Here is a 17,639-nt window from a genome sequence, read left to right on the forward strand (position 1 = left end):
AACCATCCTTGCACTCGCTCGCGACCGACGTGGCGCAGGGCGGCGATACGGACAGAGCTGGCACCATGGAATGTACGGCGGTGAGCAGAATTCCGCCGCAACGCAGGAGGTTGTTACCGGTGGGTTTGCTGGATCGATTCCGTGGTGGGCGGGGCCGGAGCAGGACAGTCGCCCGCGGCGAGGCGGCGGAGATCGCCGCGCTCGCGGAGTGGGCCCGCGCGCGTCGCGGCGTGGAGGCCTTCATCGAACCCAAGACGACTGTGACTGATGTCACAGCGGTTCTGGTGGCGGTGGACGGCGAATGGACGCGCCGGATCGTCGGCGAACGCGGTGCCCGGCGGTTGGCGGGCGCGCTGAAGATACCCGTCTACGACGTGAACAAGACCGGTTATCCACAGCGGATGCGCGATTACGACGCCCGCCGCCGCATCGAGCAGCGGCGGGCCCGCGAGCGGGAGGGCTGACTACTCGGCGCCGATCTGCTCGATCACCGTGATCAGCGTGCGCACCGGGACGCCGGTACCGCCCTTGCCGATGTAGCCGAACGGACCGCCGGTGTTGTAGGCCGGACCTGCGACATCGAGGTGCGCCCACTGCACGCCCTCCGGCACGAATTCCTTGAGGAACAGCGCCGCCGAGAGCATGCCGCCCCAGCGGTGCGCGGCCACATTGGCCAGGTCGGCGACCTTGGAGTTGAGGTCGGTGCGCAGCTCGGCGGGCAGCGGCATGGCCCAGCCGTTCTCACCGACCGACCGCGACACCGCGGCCACCCGGTCGCGGAACTCGTCGGTGCCCATGACGCCGGGGGTGCGGGTGCCGAGCGCGACCATCTGCGCGCCGGTGAGGGTGGCGACATCGATCAGGTAGTCGGGTTCGTCCTCGGCGGCGCGCACGATGGCGTCGGCCAGGATGAGCCTGCCCTCGGCGTCGGTGTTGAGCACCTCGACGGTGGTGCCGCCGTACTGGGTGAGCACATCGCCGGGGCGCTGGGCGGTAGCCGACGGCATGTTCTCGGCCATCGGGACGGTCGCGGTGACGGTGACCGGCAGGCCGAGGCGGGCCGCGAGCAGGGTGGTGGCGATGACCGCCGCCGCGCCGGCCATGTCGGAGGTCATGTTCTCCATATTGGCGGCGGGCTTGATCGAGATACCGCCGGTGTCGAAGGTGATGCCCTTGCCGACGAGGGCGATCTTCTTCGGTCCGCCCGCGTAGGTGATGCGCACCAGCCGCGGCGGCCGCGCCGAGCCCTGACCCACCCCGACGATCCCGCCGTATCCACCCGCGGCGAGCGCGGTCTCGTCCAGCACCTCCACCTCGAGCCCGGCGGCCTCGGCCAGCAGACGGGCGCGGTCGGCGAACTCGGCCGGGTACAGCGCGCTCGGCGGGGTGTTGACGAAATCGCGCGCGGTGGCGACGGCCTCGGCGACGAGCTGGGCACGCAGCAGGTCGAGCACCCCGAACTCGGGCTCCGGAACCAGCAATTCGACCCGGAGCACCGGCTGCTCGTCCGGCTTCGGGGCGCTCTTGGCCGACTTGAACGCGGTGAAGGAGTACGCGCCGAGGTAGAAACCCTCGGCCGCGGCGGACAGGTCGACACCCGACAGCGTGGTCGCCACCAGTTCGGTGCCGCTGAGCGCCCGGCCCGCGACACCGGCGCTGCGGCGCACCTGCTCGGCATCGACCTTGTCGGCCGCACCGAGACCGACCGCGAGCACGCTGGTGACATCGGCGAGCGCCGCGGGTGCGGGCACCCTGGTCAGTTCCTCGGGCTTGCCCTTGGCACCGACCGCGCCGAGCGCGTCGAGCAGGTCCGCGCGAACCTCGGGGGTGAGCACATCGGTGAACAGGTCGGCGGGAACGATGGCCGGTCCGTTCTCCGAGGAGGTCAATCCGATCACCAGCACATCGGTGTCCGGGCTGATGGTCTCGATGCGTGCCAGTTCCGGTCCGAGTGAACGATCTGCAACAGCGGTCATCGCCCCAGATTATTCGGTCCCCGATCGGTACCGCACCGCGACGCCGTCGAGCAGCAGTCCGACGGCGGCGGTGAGCAGTTCGTCGAACGACAGCGCGGGGTCGGGTGGGCCCGCGTCGAACATCCGGTGCAGGGTCGGGCGCAGGCGCGGGTCGAGGAGTTCGGCGATCTCGGCCGGGATCGTCGCGGCGCCGGCGCCGGGCAGGGCGCCGTGATCGGCGTTCCACATCAGCGCCAGGCCTTGGGCGAGGCCGGAGCAGGCGAGGTAGACGGTGAGCAGTTCGGTGCCGGTCAGCTCGAGTTCGCCGAGCGCGGTGAAGCTGCGCTCCAGTGAATCGAACAGCGCTGGTCCGGCCGGTGGCCTGGTGCGGGCCAAGACCGAGAGCAGCCAGGGGTGACGCTGGTAGAGCCGCCATTCGGTGACGGTCTCCGCGGTCAGGGTGCCGCGCCAGTCCGGGCCGGGCGCTGGCGGTGGCGTCCGCTCCATGGCCAGTTCGGTCATCGCCGACAGCAGAGTGTCCCGGTCGGGGTAGTGGCGGTACAGCGCGGCGGTCGCGACGCCGAGTTCGCGGGCGAGCCGACGCATGGTGAGTCCGTCGAGCCCGTCGCGGTCCGCCACGTCGATCGCGGTGGTCGCGATGTGGACCGGCGTGAGCCGCGCGGGCCTCGGTCGGCGCACCGGGATGCGCCGGTCGCGGCGGGCACGATAGGCCCGTGCCTGACACGACCGCGAGCAGTACCGGCGGGTCCGGCCGCGATCGGCCTGGGCAGTGTCGGCCCCGCAGTGGGCGCACGAGGTGGATTTCCGCACACGGAACAGTGTGACGAAAAGATCGTCACTTCGCAGTACCGCTTCTAGGTTGGCGAACGAAAACGCTGTTCACCAACGCGAAGGATGGAGCACCGATGCGAGAGGGCCCGAAGACCGATGCCCGAGTTCTGCCCGCCGACGGCCAGGAGTGGCCGCTGGTCCGCGAACGCCTGCAAGCCCTGCGTGACCTCGATGTGAGCCCGGAGCTGGGGCGGCTCAACATCTACTGCCATCAGGGGACCGAGCAGCTGGCGACCGTGCGAGACGAGGCGGCGCGGGTGTTCGCGCACTCCAACGCCTTCCTCTCGAAGTACCTGGACGGTTCCCGGCAGGTCGAGTCCGAGGTGCGCCGGATGGTCGTGGAGATCCTGCGCGGCGGCCCGGACGCCCAGACCTTCCTCACCACCGGCGGGACCGAGAGCATCTTCTGCGCGATCCACGCCGCGCGGGAATGGAGCCGGGTGGAGCGGCCGACTCCCGGCGTCCCCGAGGTGATCCTGCCGTACTCCGGGCACGCCGCGTTCGACAAGGCCTGCCACTACCTGGGCATGAAGATCGTGCGCGTCCCGGTCCGGCCGGACTACCGGGCCGATGTCGCCGCGATGGCGGCCGCGATCACCCCGAACACCGTCGCGATCGTCGGTTCGGCGCCCTGCTGGCCCTACGGCACGATCGACCCGATCCCGGACCTCGCGAAACTCGCCCTCGAGCACAACCTCTGGATGCACATCGACGCGTGCGTCGGCGGATTCGTCAATCCGTGGCTGGAGCGGCTTGGCTACGAGCTGCCCGGCTTCGATTTCCGGGTGCCCGGCGTCCGGTCGATGTCGGCCGACCTGCACAAGCACGGCTATGCCGCCAAGCCGTGCTCCACGGTCACCTTCTCCTCGCGCGAGCTGGAGCGCTACCACTTCGTTCCGGTGGACAACTGGCCCGACGGTGAGTACAAGACCACCGGATTCGTTGGCAGCAGGCCGATGTCGTCGGTCGCCACCGCCTGGGCGGTGCTGCAGGTGCTCGGCGAACAGGGCTACCTCGACCTGACCCGGCGCTGTATGGAGACCAAGGCCGCGCTGGTGCGAGGAATCGAGAGCATCGCCGACTTCCGGTGCCTCGACAACGATTCGACCATGGTCTACTTCCGGTCGGAAAGCCTGGACATGCTGACGGTGATCGGCGGTATGGCCGACCGGGGCTATTTCCCCTTCGGTGTCTTCAATCCGGTCATGCTGCAATTGGTCGCCGAACCGGTCGAGCCCGCGGTGATCGACTCCTATCTGCGCGACCTGCGCCAGGTCGCCGATGGCGTGGCCGACGGGACGATCACCTCCACCTCGATCGCCCGGTACTCGTGAGCGCGCATCCGGCGGTGCGGCGAACACCGATGGCGACCATGGCATTCCGGTCGATCCTGTTCCTGCTCGGGCTGCGCGTGCGCTGGCTGGCCCGCCACGATCGGGGCTTCGGCTACGACATCAGGGACAAGCGGCTCGTGCTGCAGATGGCGTTGCGTGGCGGGCGCGGCATCCGCTGGTACGAGTTCCGCGACGGCACCGTCGAGACCGGCGGCGGCTGGCACCCCCGCTACGCCGCGGCCGCGCGCGGGCATCTCGGCGAGCGCGTCACGGTGCTCACCTTCGCCTCCGCGCCGACCGCGCTGCGGATCATGGCGCGCGGTACCGGTGATCTGGGTGTGTACCTGAGTGCTGTGCGCAGCAAGGAACTCACGCTCGACGGTGACTTCACCCTGTTCCTGTGGTTCGGGTGGCTGGCCGATCAGCTCGGTCCCCGACGCTGAGGACCGTTGCGGGCGGGCCGACGACAGCGTCGGTGGCCCGCCCGCAACTCGCGGTGACCGGATACGACCTGGCCCGTTCCGGAGGGCCGGGCGGATCGGCAATCTCACGGTGAATACTGGAAATCACTGGACAATGCTGGAACCGCTGAATACGCTCGCGCTCGTGACGGACGCCGCCGAGGAGCTCGAGGCGCGCATCGCCGAGCTCAGAGCGGAGGTGCGCCGCGCCGCCGCGGCCGGTGACCGGGCCGCCGCGCGGCAGCTGCGCGCGCAGCTTCGCCGCACCGAATCCGCCTGGGATGCGGTGGTACTCGGCTCCGCCCCCGAGGACGAGCCGATGCCGGAGGCGCCCGCGGTGCCGGTCCGCGAGCACGTCCATCGCGCGCTCACGCTGCTGTCGGTGCCGTCGGCGCCCAAACTGGTCCTGGCCACCCACGATGCCTTCTTCTCCGGCGAGCTGCTGCCCGCCCGGCTCACCAGCCTGCGCCGCGACGAGGAACGGTCCTTCCGCTCCGCGCCGTACGCCCGGCCCTACTACGTGTGCGCGGCACTCACCACCGATCTGCTCGCGCCGGCGCGCGGACTGATGGCGGTGAGTTCGTGGCCGCTGGCGCAGCGGATGGTCGGCCCGCTCAGCCCGCGAGTTGACCTGCTGCGCGCGGCGATCCGCCTGGCCGAACATCTTTCGGCCCAGCCGGGGGAACCGGGCGTGCGGGTGCTGTGGCGATTGGCCGTCTCCATTCCCGGCGTGTCGGGTGGGCCCGACACGCTCGATCCGGCCAAGGTGGTCACAGCGGCCGAGCGCGAGCTCGCGGTCCACGCCGACGCGGACGCGAGCGCGCGGCGCGCGGCCGCACGGCGTGCTGATCGGCAGCTCACCGATCCGGCCGCGCAACTGTTCGGTGTTCGGCTCGGCCTGGCCGAGCGGCGAGGAATCGAGGTGAGATGAGCACACTCGCGGCACAGCTGGACCAGTTGCGCGGCGCGGCCCCCGCGACCAGGCACAATGCCCGCACCATCGCCGCGCTGACCGCGAATCCCGGGTGCGCCCGGCGCGCGCTGCTCGACGCGGCAGCGGTGGACAAGACGGTGATCGCCCAATCACTGGGCTTCCCGCCGCAGTTCGGTCAGTCGCAGTTCGCCATCACCCGCGGCAACTCCTTCGAATCGATGGTGAAGGCCAACGGGTGCGCCGAACTGCTGGCGCTGCTGCGTGACACGCTCGGCCTCACGATTCCCGAGGTCGCCTACCACGATCTGAACGCGGTGGCCGAGCACACCGGCAACGCACTGCGATACCAGCGCACCGAACAGCTGCTGAAGTCGGCGATCGCGACGGGGGACGGCACCCTGTTCGATCATCCGCTGCTGCGCCTCGACATCGCCGGTGCCACCGCCTATCTAGAGCCCGACGTGGTGGCCGTGCAGCTGGACGGCCTGTTCCACGTGGTGGAGATCAAGGCGTTCCCGGTGATCGACGGACAGGCGGATCCGGCGCAGGTCGCGGCCGCCGCACGGCAGTCCGCGGTCTATGTGATCGCCCTGCGCGAGCTGATGCGTGAGCTCGGCGAATCGCCGGAGCTGGTGTCGCACAACGCGATCCTGGTGTGCGCGAAGGACTTCACCAACCGGCCGACCGCCGAACTGGTCGACCTGCGCAAGCAGCTCGCGGTGGTGTCGAGGCAGCTCACCCGGCTCACCGCGGTTCCCGAGTTGTTGAACCTGTTGCCCCCGGATGCCACCTTCGCGCCAGGGGAAGGGCTGGAGAAGACGATCGCGGCTGTTCCGTCGCGGTACGCGCCGGAGTGCATGTCCAGCTGCGAGCTGGCCTTCGCCTGCCGCGACGAGGCGAGGGCCTGCGGTTCGGTCGACGCGCTCGGCCGTGGCGTGTGTGACGAGATGGGCGGGATCGACACCATCGACACGGTGCTCGGCCTGGCCGACGGCACCATGGAGCCCGGCCCCGAGCACGCCGATATCACCGCGATCCTGCGCACCGCGCATCGGTTGCGGATGGAGATCGCCGGGTGAGCGAGCGGCGATCAGGCACAGTCGCCATCGCGGTCGTGCCGGCGACGAACGGCAGCAAGGCAGGAGCATGAGCACACACACGACGGCGGCGCGTGCTGTGACGCGGCGCACCGGCGCGGGCCGATCGGGGGCGGCATGAGTGTGCTCTCGGCGCTGGCCAAGGCCGAAGCCGTGCGGGCCGGTCGCGCGCAGCCCACCGCCGCGGTGCGGCATCTGCAGCTGGCGCGGCGGCCGCTGGTGGTGGTGCCGTTGCGGCTGGCAGGGGAGGCGGCGGCGCCTCTGGCCGTCATGGTCGGCACCGAGCCCGGCGATCAGAACGTGCTCGTGGTGCCGCAGCCGCGAGACCGGGTGCTGCGCTTGCGGTTCATCGAACAGCTGGCCGATGTGCTGCTGCCGTATCTGGAGTCCTTCCTGGCCGAGCGGGAGGAACTCACCAGCAGGTCGGGGGAGACCTACACGCGCTGTCTGGACGCGCCCCAGCTGTGGACGCCCAACCCCGGTGGCGTGACGTTCCTGAAACTGCTCGGCCGGTCGGTGCGTTTCCACCGCACCGACGGCGAGAACGCGGTCCCGGCGACGATCCCGCTGCTGGGCCGCTGGCTCACCTGGTTCGGTGACCGGGCCGAGCACCCCGGCTCCGCGGTACTGCCCGCGCTGACCTCGGTGCTGGCCGAGCACTGGGCCACGGGCCAATCCGCGCTGGAGGACGGCAATCTCGCGGCCCTGCTCGGCTGGATCGATCCACCACCGGGACTGACCGGCGCGCAGGCCGCCGCGATCGCCGAGGACCCGTTGCAGACCCCGCCCGCTGGACCGGCCACCGACCCCGGTTTCGACAACGAGGAACTCGCGCCGCTCATCGCCGCCTACAGCGCCGCTACCGACGACACCGCCAGATCCGTCGCCGCCGAACGGTTGGAGCGTGCACTGCGCGGACAGCTCGAACCCACCTGGCGGCTGATGTGGCGCGGGCTTGCCGTGCTTGCGGCCTTGCCGCCGGGAGCCAGCGTGGATCAGCGGTGGACCGACGACCGTGGTGCCTTCTCCTATTTCGCCGACGACCTGGCCGATGGTGTGCCGCAGGCCCGTCGTGACCCGGCCGTGCGCGCGGTGCGCAAACTGCTGGAACGCGAACGCGCGCTCGAAGCACTGCAGGCCCAGAGCGCCTTCGACGATCCGTTGCGGATGCTCGAGCACCGGGCGGTCGGCGCGGCGTTCCGGGGGACGGTCACCCACAGCGAACCGGATCGCCTCGACCGGTCGGGCGCGCGGCCGAAACTGCGCCCGCACATCCACATCCGCACGACCGACCCGTTCGCCGCCACCGTCGGCGACGAGCTCACCTGCGTGGAGCGGCCCAAGCAGAGCGGAGTGGTCGTCGCCGTCGACGGCCCGGAGCTGGTCCTCGAACTGTCCGGCGGCATGGGTCGCAAACTGGTCGCCGAGCCGGGCACCGTTCCGGCGGACGGCGACAGTCTCGGCTTCGCCCGATTCACGCCGACGCCGTTCAACGGTCAGCTGAATCTGCCCGCTCGCGAGGACACCCCGTGGACGCACGGCGGGCCGCCGCCGGAGTGGACCCCCGAGTCCGACGACCAGCAGGAGGACCCGCCGTGAGCGAGCGCAGGCGAGTGAACCAGCGACACAGCGCGACGGAGCCGAACACCGGCGTGGTGGCGTCGTGAGTACTGCCGACCAGGCGGTCGAGGGCATCCTCACCGACCTGCGCGACGACACCCACCGCGCCATCGTCGTCGACTCACCACCCGGCGCGGGCAAGTCGACGCTGGTGGTGCGCGCGGCCAGGCAGCTGGCCGTCGACGGCGACCAGCGGATGATCGTCGCCCAGACCAACGAACAGGTCGACGACCTCATCGACCGGCTCGCCGGTGCCGATCCCGAGCTGCGGATCGGCAGGCTCTCCAGCACCGCGTACGTGGCCAGCGAGCGGGTCGACCGGCACCGGCGGGTGCGCGTCGCGATGAAACCCGCCGACCTCGCCGAGAGCAGCATCGTCATCGGGACCGCCGCGAAATGGGCGACCATCACCGAGGGCAGCTGGTCGCACGCGATCATCGACGAGGCGTATCAGATGCGCTCGGACATGTTGCTGCGCATCGCGAACCGATTCGACCGTGGCCTGTTCGTCGGTGATCCCGGCCAGCTCGATCCGTTCGCCACCGTGGAGACGGCGCGCTGGGCCGGACTCACCTGGGATCCGACCATGAGCGCCGTCACGGTGATGCTGGCCAACAACGACAACATCCCCATCCACCGGCTGCCGGTGTCGTGGCGGCTGCCCGCCACCGCGGCCCCGGTGGTCTCGGCGGCGTTCTACCCCTTCACTGGCTTCGAATCCGGTACCGGCTTCGGTGACCGCAGCCTGTCGTTCACCACAAGGGGAATGGGCGGTCCGCTCGACGCGGTGCTCGAGCAGGCCGCCGAATCCGGCTGGGGCTGGTACGAATTGCCCGCCCGGCACACCCTGCGCACCGATCGCGAGGCCGTCGCCGCGCTCGCCGCACTGGCGGCCCGGCTACTCGAACGCGGAGCCACAGCGCAATCGGAGACGGGGACTCACCCGGTCACCGCCGAACGCGTGGCGATCGGCACCGCGCACCGCGACCAAGCCGACGCGGTGCGGGTCGCGTTGCGCGGCAGCGCCGCCGCCGAGGTCACCGTCGACACGGCCAACCGGCTCCAGGGCCGCGAATACGATGTCACCTTCGTCCTGCACCCGCTGTCGGGGCGCCGCGACGCCAGCGCCTTCCACCTGGAAGCGGGCCGGTTGTGCGTGCTGGCCTCACGGCACCGGCACGCCTGCGTCCTCGTCGGACGTGCAGGCATCCCGGAACTGCTCGACGCCCACCCGTCGGCCGAGCCGGTGCATCTCGGTGTGCCGGTGAAATTCCCCGACGGATGGGAAGCCAATCAGGCAGTGCTGAGTCACCTCGCACTGCACCGGGTTCGCGCGATCGGATAGTCCCCGCAGGGCGTTCCATTCGTCCAAGACCGCACAGCCCCTTCGTCCTAGCGTCGGCTCATGACCACCACATCCGATTCCGCGCTGCTGGATCTCTACGACGAGTGGCAGGCCGCCATCGTCGCCAACGATGCCGATGCCATCGGATCGTTCATGACCGAGGACTGGATCATTGTCTCCGAGAGCGGCGTCACCACCGCTGACCGTTTCCTGGGGCTGGTCCGCTCCGGCGCGCTCACCCATTCGGCGATGCGGCGCGTCGGTGAGCCTCGGCTTCGCTATCACGGTGAGGTCGCGCTGCTCACCACCCGTGTCACCAATACCGCCCACTACCGAAGCGTGCGTTTCGATGCCGACGAATGGACCAGCGACGTATTCGTCCGCGTCGACGGTCGATGGCGCTGCGCGCTCACCCATATCACCGCGCGGAAACCGGACTGAGCGGTCCGCGGCGGCGGGATCGGGGGGCGTGCCGAGCTGCCGGTCTTTCGGTCCGCTGGATCGGCTAGCGCAATCGCGCCGCGAGACGGGTGGCGTTCATGTAGCCGATCGCCTCGATGGTCACCATCGGGTTCACACCGGGTGCGGTGGGGAAGGTGGATCCGTCGGCGACGACGATGTTGTCGACGTCCCAGGTGGTGCCGTCGGGGTCGGTGGCCGAGCTCGCGGCCGATCCGCCCATTCTGGCCGAGCCCATGATGTGCAGCGCGCCCAGCGAGCAGCGGCCGGGCCCGTATCCGGCCGTCTTGCAGGCCGCGTCGAACTCGGCGAGCGAACCGCGCACGCCGGGCTCGAACGAAATGCCCGCCTGGTGGCCGGAGAAGATGCGCTGCGCGCCGGCGGCTTCGAGGATCGAGGCCGCCCCGGCGATGCCGGTGTGCAGGTGGGTCGCACCGCCGCCGCGGCGCCACCACCGGCGCCGGAACCGACAACGACGACATCGCAGTCCAGCGTCGTCGGCGCGGAGAACCGCAGCGGGGTGAGCGCGGGCGCCGGAGCGTCCGCGAGCGGACCGGTAAGGGCCGGGTAACCGATCCGCTCCCACAGCGGGCTGGTCCCGGTCGGGCCCGTGGTCACGTTGTAGGCCAGCAGCGAGGCCTGTTCGAGCGCCTGGAACACCGCTCTGGCCGGGGCGAGCCCGGAGTCGGCCAGCCGTAGCAACGCGGCCTCGCGTTGCTGCTGGGTCAGCGTCGAGAACCGGCGGAACCCGCGCCCGGTGGCCAGGCCGAAAGCGCGGGAATCCCACAGTCCAAGCAGGGTGGCGAGCTGTTTTCGGTCGGCCTCCCTCGGGTTGCGGCCGAGGATGCGCACGATGGTGTCTACGGTGCCGAGCTCGGTCGCCGCGGGCAGGCCGTGCTGGAGGTCAACGGGTTTCGTCAATCGCGCCCCGCGGCGACGGTGAACCGCAGGATCTTGCGGGCGGGGACCGACAGCTCGACCTCGACGGTGGCGAGCGCATGGGTCGCCGAGTCGCTGGGGTAGGCGGTCAGCGTGTAGTGCCCCGGTTGCAGGCCGCGAAAGCTGACCCGACCGCTGGTGTCGGTGGCCAGATGCCGGTGAATGGTGTCACCGCAGGTGTCGTGACCGGTGAGGACGATCTGCCCGCCGGCGATCGGACGCCGGGTGCTCGCCGCGAGCAGCACCGCGTCGATCTGCCCGGTGGCCGACGGCGCATGTCGTAGCTCGCTGTGCCCGGACAGCCCGGTCGGGCAGATCGGTGTCTGGTCGACGGAATCGGGGGTGCCGGGATGTGCGCCGGCCCCGCCTGCCGCGCAGCTCAGCGCGAGCGCGGCCATCGTGATCATCGAATACCTGGCAACCACGCTGCGTGGCATATCGCCGAATTCCTCCTGCTCGTCGCTGATGACGCGGGCACACACACACACGGGTACAGCTGGGGGATCGTTCGCGCGGCGAGCATACCGACGGGAATTCCGGGCCGGTCGGCGGAGTTCCATAGAGGCGGTTGCGCCCCGATTGTGCGACCGTGGAGCCCTACGAAGGAGGACGCATGACCGAAACCCGCAAGGCGATTCTGGCCGGTGGATGCTTCTGGGGCATGCAGGACCTGATCCGCCGTCAACCGGGTGTGCTGTCGACAAGGGTCGGCTACACCGGCGGACGCAACGATCACCCCACCTACCGCAATCATCCCGGCCACGCCGAGGCCGTCGAGATCGAATACGACCCGGCGGTGACCGACTACCGCGCCCTGCTGGAATTCCTGTTCCAGATCCACGACCCGACCACCATGGACCGCCAGGGCAACGACATCGGCTCCAGCTACCGCTCGGCCATCTTCTACCTCGACGAGGACCAGCGCCGCGTCGCCGTCGACACGATCGCCGATGTCGACGCCTCCGGGCTGTGGCCGGGCAAGGTCGTCACCGAGGTGACCCCGGCGAGCACCTTCTGGGAAGCCGAGCCCGAACACCAGGACTACCTGCTGCGCTACCCCGACGGTTACACCTGTCATTTCCCGCGGCCGGGCTGGAAGCTGCCCAAGCGGGCCGACACCGCCTGATCGTCTACGAAACCCCAGGTCCCCCGATATGAAATGATCGGGGGATCGGCGTGCGGAGTGGCGCCGGATCGGAAAGCTCATACAAATCGGCGGCCCCGGGCCGTCGCTCGAGGTGAGGGGTGCGATTCGGATGACATATGGACAGCAGCAACCCGGGTATCCCCCGGCGGGGCCGAGACTCGGGGTCGGCGACGCCATCGGATACGGGTGGGACAAATTCAAGAACAACGCGGTGGTCTGGGTCGCCATCGTCTTGATCGCCTTCCTGATCCAGGCGGCACTCAGTTTCGTCTTCGGCCTCGGCAACACCACCGAGACCGATGCCGACGGCACCGTCAATTTCGGAATCAGTGTCTGGCAGATCATCGGCTCGATCGTGAGCGCCATCATCGGCTATCTGATCTCGGCGGCGTTCGTGCGCGGCGCGCTACACGAAACCGACGGGCGCAAACCGGGATTCGGTGATTTCTTCCGGTTCACGAATGTCGGTGCGATCATTCTGGCCGGCATTCTCGTCGGCCTCGCGACCGGCATCGGCATCCTGCTGTGCATTCTGCCCGGTCTGGTGATCGCGTTCTTCACCTGGTGGACAATGCAATTCGTGATCGACCGCGACCAGGACGCCGTCACCGCGATCAAATCCAGTTTCTCGGCGATCTCGAGCAACGCGGGCCAGATCCTGCTGCTCGCGTTGGCGCTGTTCGGTATCAACCTCGTCGGTGCCTTGCTGTGCGGTATCGGCCTGCTGGTGACCATTCCGCTGACGATCATCGCCTCCACCTACGCCTACCGGGTCGTGACCGGGGGGCCGGTCGTGGGGGCGCCCGCGGTGGCCGAGCCAGGGTATCCGCAGTACGGCGGTGCGGCTGGTGGATTCGGTGAGCCGGGGTATCCGGGTCAGCAGGGGTATCCGGGACAGCCCGGTCAGCAGGGGTACCCAGGTCAGCCGGGCCAGCAGGGGTATCCGGGACAGCCCGGTCAGCAGGGGTATCCGGGTCAGCCGGGCCAGCAGGGATACCCAGGTCAGCCGGGATACCCGGGTCAGCCAGGTCAGCCAGGCTATGGAACCCCGGGGCAGGGCGCACCGGGAACCGGTGACCAAGGCTACGGCACACCCGGCCAGGACACCCCACGCGAACCCGGAAACGGCCCCGAACTGGGTAAACCGGGCAGCGGTCCGAACGATATCGACCGCTGATCGGCCTCGCGACCGGGGGCGTGCGATGACCACATCGCACGCCCCCGGTCGCGGTCAGGTCACTCGCAGGCGATGCCGTCACCGTCGCGGTCCAGGCCGTACTCGTCCGGGCCGATCACCTGGACGCGGCCGGTGTAGTACGGGCCGTTGCCGGAGCCGCCCTCGCAGTCGACGTCGCTGACGATGGGGACGCAGGGGGTGTAGGACTCGTGGCAGTTGCCCGAGGGCTGGGCGGTGGCCACGGTGGGGGTCGCGATGGCGAAGGCGAAGGCCGCGACGGCGGCAGACCCGAGAGTGACGACGTACTTCATGATTCTCCGTTCAGTTGTACAGCGGCGCACAGTTTTTCACGGGTGGGCGATTTGCCGGAAAACAGCTTGTCGGTACCTGCCGGTAGTCTGGGGACCTCAGGAAAGAGGGGGTCCGATTACGGCTTCGGCGGCGTGCACTACGACCTGGAACCGGTGCGGTCCGGGTCGCCGGGATACCTCGCGCTGCTCGACGCGACCAGGGCCGTGACGGCGGCGGCCGCGGTGCCACTGTCGGTGTCGGCGCCGGTGATCGACCCGCTGCCCGGTCTGCATTCGGTGGGTATCGCGGTGGCCGATCACGGAAAGTGGTGGAGCCAGAGCTATTTCGCTGATGTCGCGCGGCGGGTCGACCAGGTCGCGGTGATGTCCTACGACACGGCGATGCCGACCGGCGCGCTCTACAGCGGATATGTCGCGCAGCAGACCGAGCTGGCGGCGCAGGTCACCCCGGCCGAGGTGGATCTGCTGATGGGCGCGCCCGCCTTCTGGGCCGACGATCCCGGTCACCACGGCGCGGCCGAAACCGTGGCCGCCGCGGTGCGTGGCATCCGGCTCGGACTCACAAGGGCCGGGCCGGAGCGCGTGAACTTCGGAGTGGCCCTGTACGTGGATTTCGCCGCCACACCGCAGGATTGGACGGACTACCGGCGCGACTGGTGCCGATTACCCAGCTGAGCCGGGCGGGGCAGCCGGTTGTGGTGAGACATGGGTGCGGGATCGGACCGCTGCTTGTCCGGCGAACGATCTCGGCTGGTTCACCGCCGCTCGTACAGTGGCAGGCAGGCGGTGTCGAGCGTGCAGGCGATCGGTGCGGGCAGTGAAATGGTTCCGCCGTACGCTCCTGTGAGCGGCTCGGGGTAACGTCCGGCGGCAGGTTCCCGGAAAAGCTGCCACGTGCCGAAGCGTGGATCCAGCACGAGCAGCGTCCGCACTCCGGCGGCGGCGTACCAACCGTTCTTCCCGGTGATGTCACGTGCCTTCTCGGATCGGGAGATCACCTCGACAGCGAGTTCCACATCGGCGGGATCGGCCAGCCATTCGTCGTCGCAGTCCCACGAGTCCGGCAGGACGACGAGGTCCGGGGTGCAGTAGTAGTCGTCGTCATCGCCGGGCATGGCGATGGAGGAGACTTCGTAGGCGGCCAACCCGGACGGCATGCCGGACTCGATCTGATGGCGAAGCCGGCGGATCGTGCCCACGTGTTTCCACGCGGCGTCGGCGACATCATGAGTGCCCCTCCCAGAATCTCGACTCGCAGGCCGGTCGCCGCCTCGATCTGTTCGGCAATGCCACGCAGGTTGCCGGGGTGAGGATACATGGCGGGGACGGACATGTTGGCTCACTCCCGTTCGCGCAGGCTGACACCGACGACGATAACGCGACGGCCTGCCTCGCCCAGCCGGTCAGGGCGAGGCGTATTCACCGCAACTGTGCAGGTGCGCCGGTTGCGGAGAGCCAGCGGTGTCCGGGATGGATCCGCGCCAGCCAGGATGCCAGGCGGGCGCGGCGGTCGCCGGACAGCAGCGGCAGTACCCGGCGGAAGTCGGCGTCGTCCTTGGGGCGATTGGCCTTCGCCTTGAACAGCAGCACGACCTCGGGGATCAGATAGGGGATACCTGACCTGGTGACGCGGATCAGCTCGGTGTAGGGGAGAGTGATCGATGGCTCGCGTCGGCAGATCCAGGTGTCGTCGCGGTGCGGTTCCCGGAACACATCGAGGTGGAAGGAGCCGGTGAACGGATCGCGCAACCAGGTCTGGTGCAGGTCGAGCCGGTCCGCGGCCCTGGCGTAGGGCCACAGCCGCCCCTCGCCGACGATGTCCCATTCGTATTCGGCGAATGCGGTGGCGATCTCGGTGAAACGCGCACGGGGGACCGCGATCTCGATATCGGCGTGGGCGCGCGAGATGCCACCGGCGAACAGGTCGAGCGCCCAGCCGCCCGCCACCGCCCACGGCGCGGGGCAGGAGCCGAGGCGCGCGGCAACCACACCAGGTGTCCACGGGTCCCAGCGGCGATCGGCTTCGGAGGCGGTGATCGGACGTGCCCCGTCCGGCGAGCTCATCTCTCCATGATGGGCACCCGCGCCACCTGCGCAAGGCGATGGTGCGGAGATGGTGATCGAGGCGAGACGGGTTCGTGAGGTTTCACCGACGGCGGTCGGTGAGCCAGGCCAGGGGGCGGCGGTGGTGGGGGCGGGGGCGGTCCTGCCAGCGCGGGTTGTCCTCGTCGCGGCGATACACCGCGACGCGGCCCGCGATGTGGAATCGCAGATCCCGTGCGGCGCCGAGGACTTCGCCGTCGGCGGCGACCCCGACCGGATTGTGCAGCGCCACCGGCAGCTCGCGCAGCTGGCGTTCGCCGTAGACGCGGCTGTGGCCGATCGCGGCCAGCATCAGCGCGATCACCGCCCTGGTGCGGGAGAACCGCACATCGGCGCGCAGCCAGCGGACATCGAGCAGGCCCGCGTCCAGCCGGGAACGGAACGCGGGCACGGCGCCGTGCGGGTGGTAGGGCCCGTTGCCGACGAACAGGAACCACAGATCGTGCCAGCGTTCGCCGAGCCGGACGCGGATCGGTTCGGCGTGGCGCAGCGTGACGATCAGCGCGACCGCGAACGCGGGCCACTTGCCCCAGCGGTCCTGCCACTTCTCCCGCCGCCGCACCAGCTCGGGATAGGCGCCGATGCTGGCGGTATTGATCAGGTGGTGCACCCGGAGGCCGTCGCGGGTCTCGAATTCCACCGCGGCGATATCGACTTCGACCGCCTCGCCCGCGCCGGTCGCGTCGGCGACCTCGCGCAGGTCGTAGACGCCGAGGTCGCGGGCGAAGTGGTTCAGTGTGCCCGCGGGGACCACGACCAGCGGCAGGTCGTTGCGCAGTGCCACGGCGGCGGCCGCCGCGATGGTGCCGTCGCCGCCCGCAGCGCCGACGGCGACGATCGACGGGTCGAGCGCCTCCTGGAGCTGGTCGGCGGCGTCGCGGCCGGGCGCGGTGTGCAGCAGCGTGGCCGCGGGCAGTGCCTCGGCGATATCGGCGGTGGGATCGTAGCCCGCGTCGCCGGAGCGCGGATTGATCAGCAGCAGCAGGCCTTTGCCGTCGACGAGGACCGGCGCATCGCGCACGGGATGCGCCTCGGCCTCGTCGGATTCGCGGATCGGCCACCACCGGCGGGTGGCCAGCGCCACTCCGGTTCCGACGGCGGCGCCGACCAGCACATCGGAGGGCCAGTGCGCGCCGGTGTGGATGCGCGAATAGGCGACGGCGGCGGCCACCGGGGCGACGGCGAGCGCGGTGCGCGGGCTCTCCAGGGCGACCGCGGTGGCGAAGGCCGCCGCATTGGCGCTGTGGCCGGACGGGAACGACGAGGACACCGGTGCGTCGACGAGGCGACGCCGGTGCGGCATCAGCTCCGCCGGTGGGCGTCGGCGCGGGATCAGCGACTTGAGCACCAGGTTCACCGCGAAGCTGGAACCGGCCAGTGCCACCACACCGCGCAGGGCGGCACGCCGCGGCGGTCCAGGGGTGAGGGCCAGCGCCGCCGCGGTCGCCAGCCACAGGCCACCGGTGTCGGCCGACCGCGTCAGACGCAGCATGCCGCGATCGGCGGCCGACTCCGGGATGCGGGACACCACGCGGCTGGCCATCTCGTCGAACCGGGCGACTCTGCCGAACCTGCGGCCGGGCAACTCACTCACAGCCAGCACACTACCGCCGTTGCCCGTCAGCGGGTTTCGCTCCTACGGCACCGGGATCTCGACGGGATCGCAATCGGCCGTCGGCGGCGTGCCGGACAGACTTTGCAGGAGGCAACCGAGATTGATCTGCCCGCCTGATCCGGACGGGCCGAGGAGCTCGGAGCTACCGGTGCCTGCGTTGGCCGCCGGAGTGCTGAGCAGGACGGCCGCGACGGGCAGCAGGGCGGCGGTAGCGAACTTGCGTACGTTCATACTCGGAACTGTGGCACCGGCGCCCGGCCGTGTCGATGGCACCGGCCGCCCCCAATTGC

General features: G+C 70.0%; 20 protein-coding genes. 11 read left to right on the top strand and 9 right to left on the bottom strand.

Annotation, left to right across the window (positions count from 1 at the left end; translation table 11 throughout):
* Positions 1-119 precede the first annotated feature (119 nt).
* A complete protein-coding gene (locus ACFOW8_RS19790; protein WP_378552453.1) occupies positions 120-464 on the top strand; it encodes an oxidoreductase in 345 nt (114 codons plus the stop codon).
* Here the strand turns inward: ACFOW8_RS19790 and ACFOW8_RS19795 are convergent, their stop codons facing one another.
* Positions 465-1,976 carry a leucyl aminopeptidase gene (locus tag ACFOW8_RS19795; RefSeq protein ID WP_378552389.1) on the bottom strand — a complete coding sequence of 504 codons (1,512 nt, stop codon included), beginning with the start codon at positions 1,974-1,976 and terminating at the stop codon, positions 465-467. It abuts the gene before it with no gap.
* Positions 1,977-1,985: 9 nt separating this feature from the next.
* Positions 1,986-2,786 (bottom strand): TetR/AcrR family transcriptional regulator, encoded by an 801-nt coding sequence (locus ACFOW8_RS19800; RefSeq protein ID WP_378552391.1) that lies wholly within the window; start codon positions 2,784-2,786, stop codon positions 1,986-1,988.
* Positions 2,787-2,881: 95 nt separating this feature from the next.
* On the opposite strand from ACFOW8_RS19800, the gene ACFOW8_RS19805 reads away from it, so the two are divergent.
* The 7 genes from ACFOW8_RS19805 to ACFOW8_RS19835 all read left to right on the top strand — a co-directional run bounded on the left by ACFOW8_RS19805 (position 2,882) and on the right by ACFOW8_RS19835 (position 10,039).
* Complete coding sequence (locus tag ACFOW8_RS19805) at positions 2,882-4,141, top strand: pyridoxal phosphate-dependent decarboxylase family protein (protein WP_378552393.1); 1,260 nt, start codon at positions 2,882-2,884, stop codon at positions 4,139-4,141.
* Between the two features lie 29 nt (positions 4,142-4,170).
* Positions 4,171-4,584, top strand: coding sequence for a hypothetical protein (locus ACFOW8_RS19810; RefSeq protein WP_378552394.1), 414 nt, complete (start codon positions 4,171-4,173; stop codon positions 4,582-4,584).
* Positions 4,585-4,747: 163 nt separating this feature from the next.
* Positions 4,748-5,533 (top strand): hypothetical protein, encoded by a 786-nt coding sequence (locus tag ACFOW8_RS19815; protein ID WP_378552395.1) that lies wholly within the window; start codon positions 4,748-4,750, stop codon positions 5,531-5,533.
* The gene (locus ACFOW8_RS19820; RefSeq protein ID WP_378552397.1) at positions 5,530-6,615 is read left to right on the top strand and encodes a hypothetical protein; all 1,086 of its coding nucleotides are present in this window, start codon (positions 5,530-5,532) and stop codon (positions 6,613-6,615) included. The genes ACFOW8_RS19815 and ACFOW8_RS19820 overlap by 4 nt, the downstream gene beginning before the upstream one ends.
* 135 nt (positions 6,616-6,750) lie before the next feature.
* Entirely contained in the window at positions 6,751-8,232 is a 1,482-nt protein-coding gene (locus ACFOW8_RS19825; RefSeq protein WP_378552400.1) for a hypothetical protein, read from the top strand.
* Positions 8,233-8,296: 64 nt separating this feature from the next.
* A complete protein-coding gene (locus ACFOW8_RS19830) occupies positions 8,297-9,598 on the top strand; it encodes an AAA domain-containing protein (protein ID WP_378552402.1) in 1,302 nt (433 codons plus the stop codon).
* 60 nt (positions 9,599-9,658) lie between these two features.
* Complete coding sequence (locus ACFOW8_RS19835) at positions 9,659-10,039, top strand: nuclear transport factor 2 family protein (protein ID WP_378552404.1); 381 nt, start codon at positions 9,659-9,661, stop codon at positions 10,037-10,039.
* Positions 10,040-10,103: 64 nt separating this feature from the next.
* On the opposite strand, the gene ACFOW8_RS19840 is transcribed toward ACFOW8_RS19835, so the two are convergent.
* Both ACFOW8_RS19840 and ACFOW8_RS19845 read right to left on the bottom strand, forming a co-directional pair.
* A complete protein-coding gene (locus ACFOW8_RS19840; protein ID WP_378552406.1) occupies positions 10,104-10,844 on the bottom strand; it encodes a GMC family oxidoreductase in 741 nt (246 codons plus the stop codon).
* Between the two features lie 130 nt (positions 10,845-10,974).
* Positions 10,975-11,433, bottom strand: a complete 459-nt coding sequence (locus tag ACFOW8_RS19845; RefSeq protein WP_378552408.1) for a carboxypeptidase-like regulatory domain-containing protein — start codon at positions 11,431-11,433, stop codon at positions 10,975-10,977.
* 176 nt (positions 11,434-11,609) lie between these two features.
* Here ACFOW8_RS19845 and msrA point away from each other — a divergent pair, with 176 nt between their 5' ends.
* Both msrA and ACFOW8_RS19855 read left to right on the top strand, forming a co-directional pair.
* Positions 11,610-12,122, top strand: coding sequence for a peptide-methionine (S)-S-oxide reductase MsrA (gene msrA / locus ACFOW8_RS19850; protein ID WP_378552410.1), 513 nt, complete (start codon positions 11,610-11,612; stop codon positions 12,120-12,122).
* A 130-nt stretch (positions 12,123-12,252) separates the two neighbouring features.
* Entirely contained in the window at positions 12,253-13,320 is a 1,068-nt protein-coding gene (locus tag ACFOW8_RS19855; protein WP_378552412.1) for a hypothetical protein, read from the top strand.
* Between the two features lie 59 nt (positions 13,321-13,379).
* Here ACFOW8_RS19855 and ACFOW8_RS19860 read toward each other — a convergent pair whose 3' ends face one another.
* Entirely contained in the window at positions 13,380-13,631 is a 252-nt protein-coding gene (locus tag ACFOW8_RS19860) for an excalibur calcium-binding domain-containing protein (protein WP_378552414.1), read from the bottom strand.
* A 132-nt stretch (positions 13,632-13,763) separates the two neighbouring features.
* Here ACFOW8_RS19860 and ACFOW8_RS19865 point away from each other — a divergent pair, with 132 nt between their 5' ends.
* Positions 13,764-14,306 carry a hypothetical protein gene (locus ACFOW8_RS19865; protein WP_378552415.1) on the top strand — a complete coding sequence of 181 codons (543 nt, stop codon included), beginning with the start codon at positions 13,764-13,766 and terminating at the stop codon, positions 14,304-14,306.
* 80 nt (positions 14,307-14,386) lie between these two features.
* Here the strand turns inward: ACFOW8_RS19865 and ACFOW8_RS19870 are convergent, their stop codons facing one another.
* The 4 genes from ACFOW8_RS19870 to ACFOW8_RS19885 form a co-directional block, all read right to left on the bottom strand.
* Positions 14,387-14,830, bottom strand: coding sequence for a Uma2 family endonuclease (locus ACFOW8_RS19870; RefSeq protein ID WP_378552417.1), 444 nt, complete (start codon positions 14,828-14,830; stop codon positions 14,387-14,389).
* 220 nt (positions 14,831-15,050) lie between these two features.
* The gene (locus tag ACFOW8_RS19875; RefSeq protein WP_378552418.1) at positions 15,051-15,695 is read right to left on the bottom strand and encodes a nucleotidyltransferase domain-containing protein; all 645 of its coding nucleotides are present in this window, start codon (positions 15,693-15,695) and stop codon (positions 15,051-15,053) included.
* An 82-nt stretch (positions 15,696-15,777) separates the two neighbouring features.
* Positions 15,778-17,328 (bottom strand): bifunctional phosphatase PAP2/diacylglycerol kinase family protein, encoded by a 1,551-nt coding sequence (locus ACFOW8_RS19880; RefSeq protein WP_378552420.1) that lies wholly within the window; start codon positions 17,326-17,328, stop codon positions 15,778-15,780.
* Positions 17,329-17,370: 42 nt separating this feature from the next.
* On the bottom strand, positions 17,371-17,580 hold the full coding sequence (locus tag ACFOW8_RS19885; RefSeq protein WP_378552422.1) for a hypothetical protein: 210 nt from the start codon (positions 17,578-17,580) through the stop codon (positions 17,371-17,373).
* Positions 17,581-17,639: the final 59 nt, after the last annotated feature.

Origin of the sequence: Nocardia rhizosphaerae, assembly GCF_042650365.1 — a bacterium.
Taxonomy (GTDB): Bacteria; Actinomycetota; Actinomycetes; order Mycobacteriales; family Mycobacteriaceae; genus Nocardia; species Nocardia rhizosphaerae.

What these genes read in the sequence shown, in the direction of transcription:
- ACFOW8_RS19845 (WP_378552408.1), bottom strand. Translation starts at nt 11,433, where the DNA reads ATGCCACGCAGCGTGGTTGCCAGGTATTCGATGATCACGATGGCCGCG.
- ACFOW8_RS19860 (WP_378552414.1), bottom strand. Translation starts at nt 13,631, where the DNA reads ATGAAGTACGTCGTCACTCTCGGGTCTGCCGCCGTCGCGGCCTTCGCC.
- ACFOW8_RS19810 (WP_378552394.1), top strand. Translation starts at nt 4,171, where the DNA reads ATGGCGACCATGGCATTCCGGTCGATCCTGTTCCTGCTCGGGCTGCGC.
- ACFOW8_RS19885 (WP_378552422.1), bottom strand. Translation starts at nt 17,580, where the DNA reads ATGAACGTACGCAAGTTCGCTACCGCCGCCCTGCTGCCCGTCGCGGCC.
- ACFOW8_RS19855 (WP_378552412.1), top strand. Translation starts at nt 12,253, where the DNA reads ATGACATATGGACAGCAGCAACCCGGGTATCCCCCGGCGGGGCCGAGA.
- ACFOW8_RS19825 (WP_378552400.1), top strand. Translation starts at nt 6,751, where the DNA reads ATGAGTGTGCTCTCGGCGCTGGCCAAGGCCGAAGCCGTGCGGGCCGGT.
- ACFOW8_RS19805 (WP_378552393.1), top strand. Translation starts at nt 2,882, where the DNA reads ATGCGAGAGGGCCCGAAGACCGATGCCCGAGTTCTGCCCGCCGACGGC.
- ACFOW8_RS19820 (WP_378552397.1), top strand. Translation starts at nt 5,530, where the DNA reads ATGAGCACACTCGCGGCACAGCTGGACCAGTTGCGCGGCGCGGCCCCC.
- ACFOW8_RS19875 (WP_378552418.1), bottom strand. Translation starts at nt 15,695, where the DNA reads ATGAGCTCGCCGGACGGGGCACGTCCGATCACCGCCTCCGAAGCCGAT.
- msrA (WP_378552410.1), top strand. Translation starts at nt 11,610, where the DNA reads ATGACCGAAACCCGCAAGGCGATTCTGGCCGGTGGATGCTTCTGGGGC.
- ACFOW8_RS19835 (WP_378552404.1), top strand. Translation starts at nt 9,659, where the DNA reads ATGACCACCACATCCGATTCCGCGCTGCTGGATCTCTACGACGAGTGG.
- ACFOW8_RS19795 (WP_378552389.1), bottom strand. Translation starts at nt 1,976, where the DNA reads ATGACCGCTGTTGCAGATCGTTCACTCGGACCGGAACTGGCACGCATC.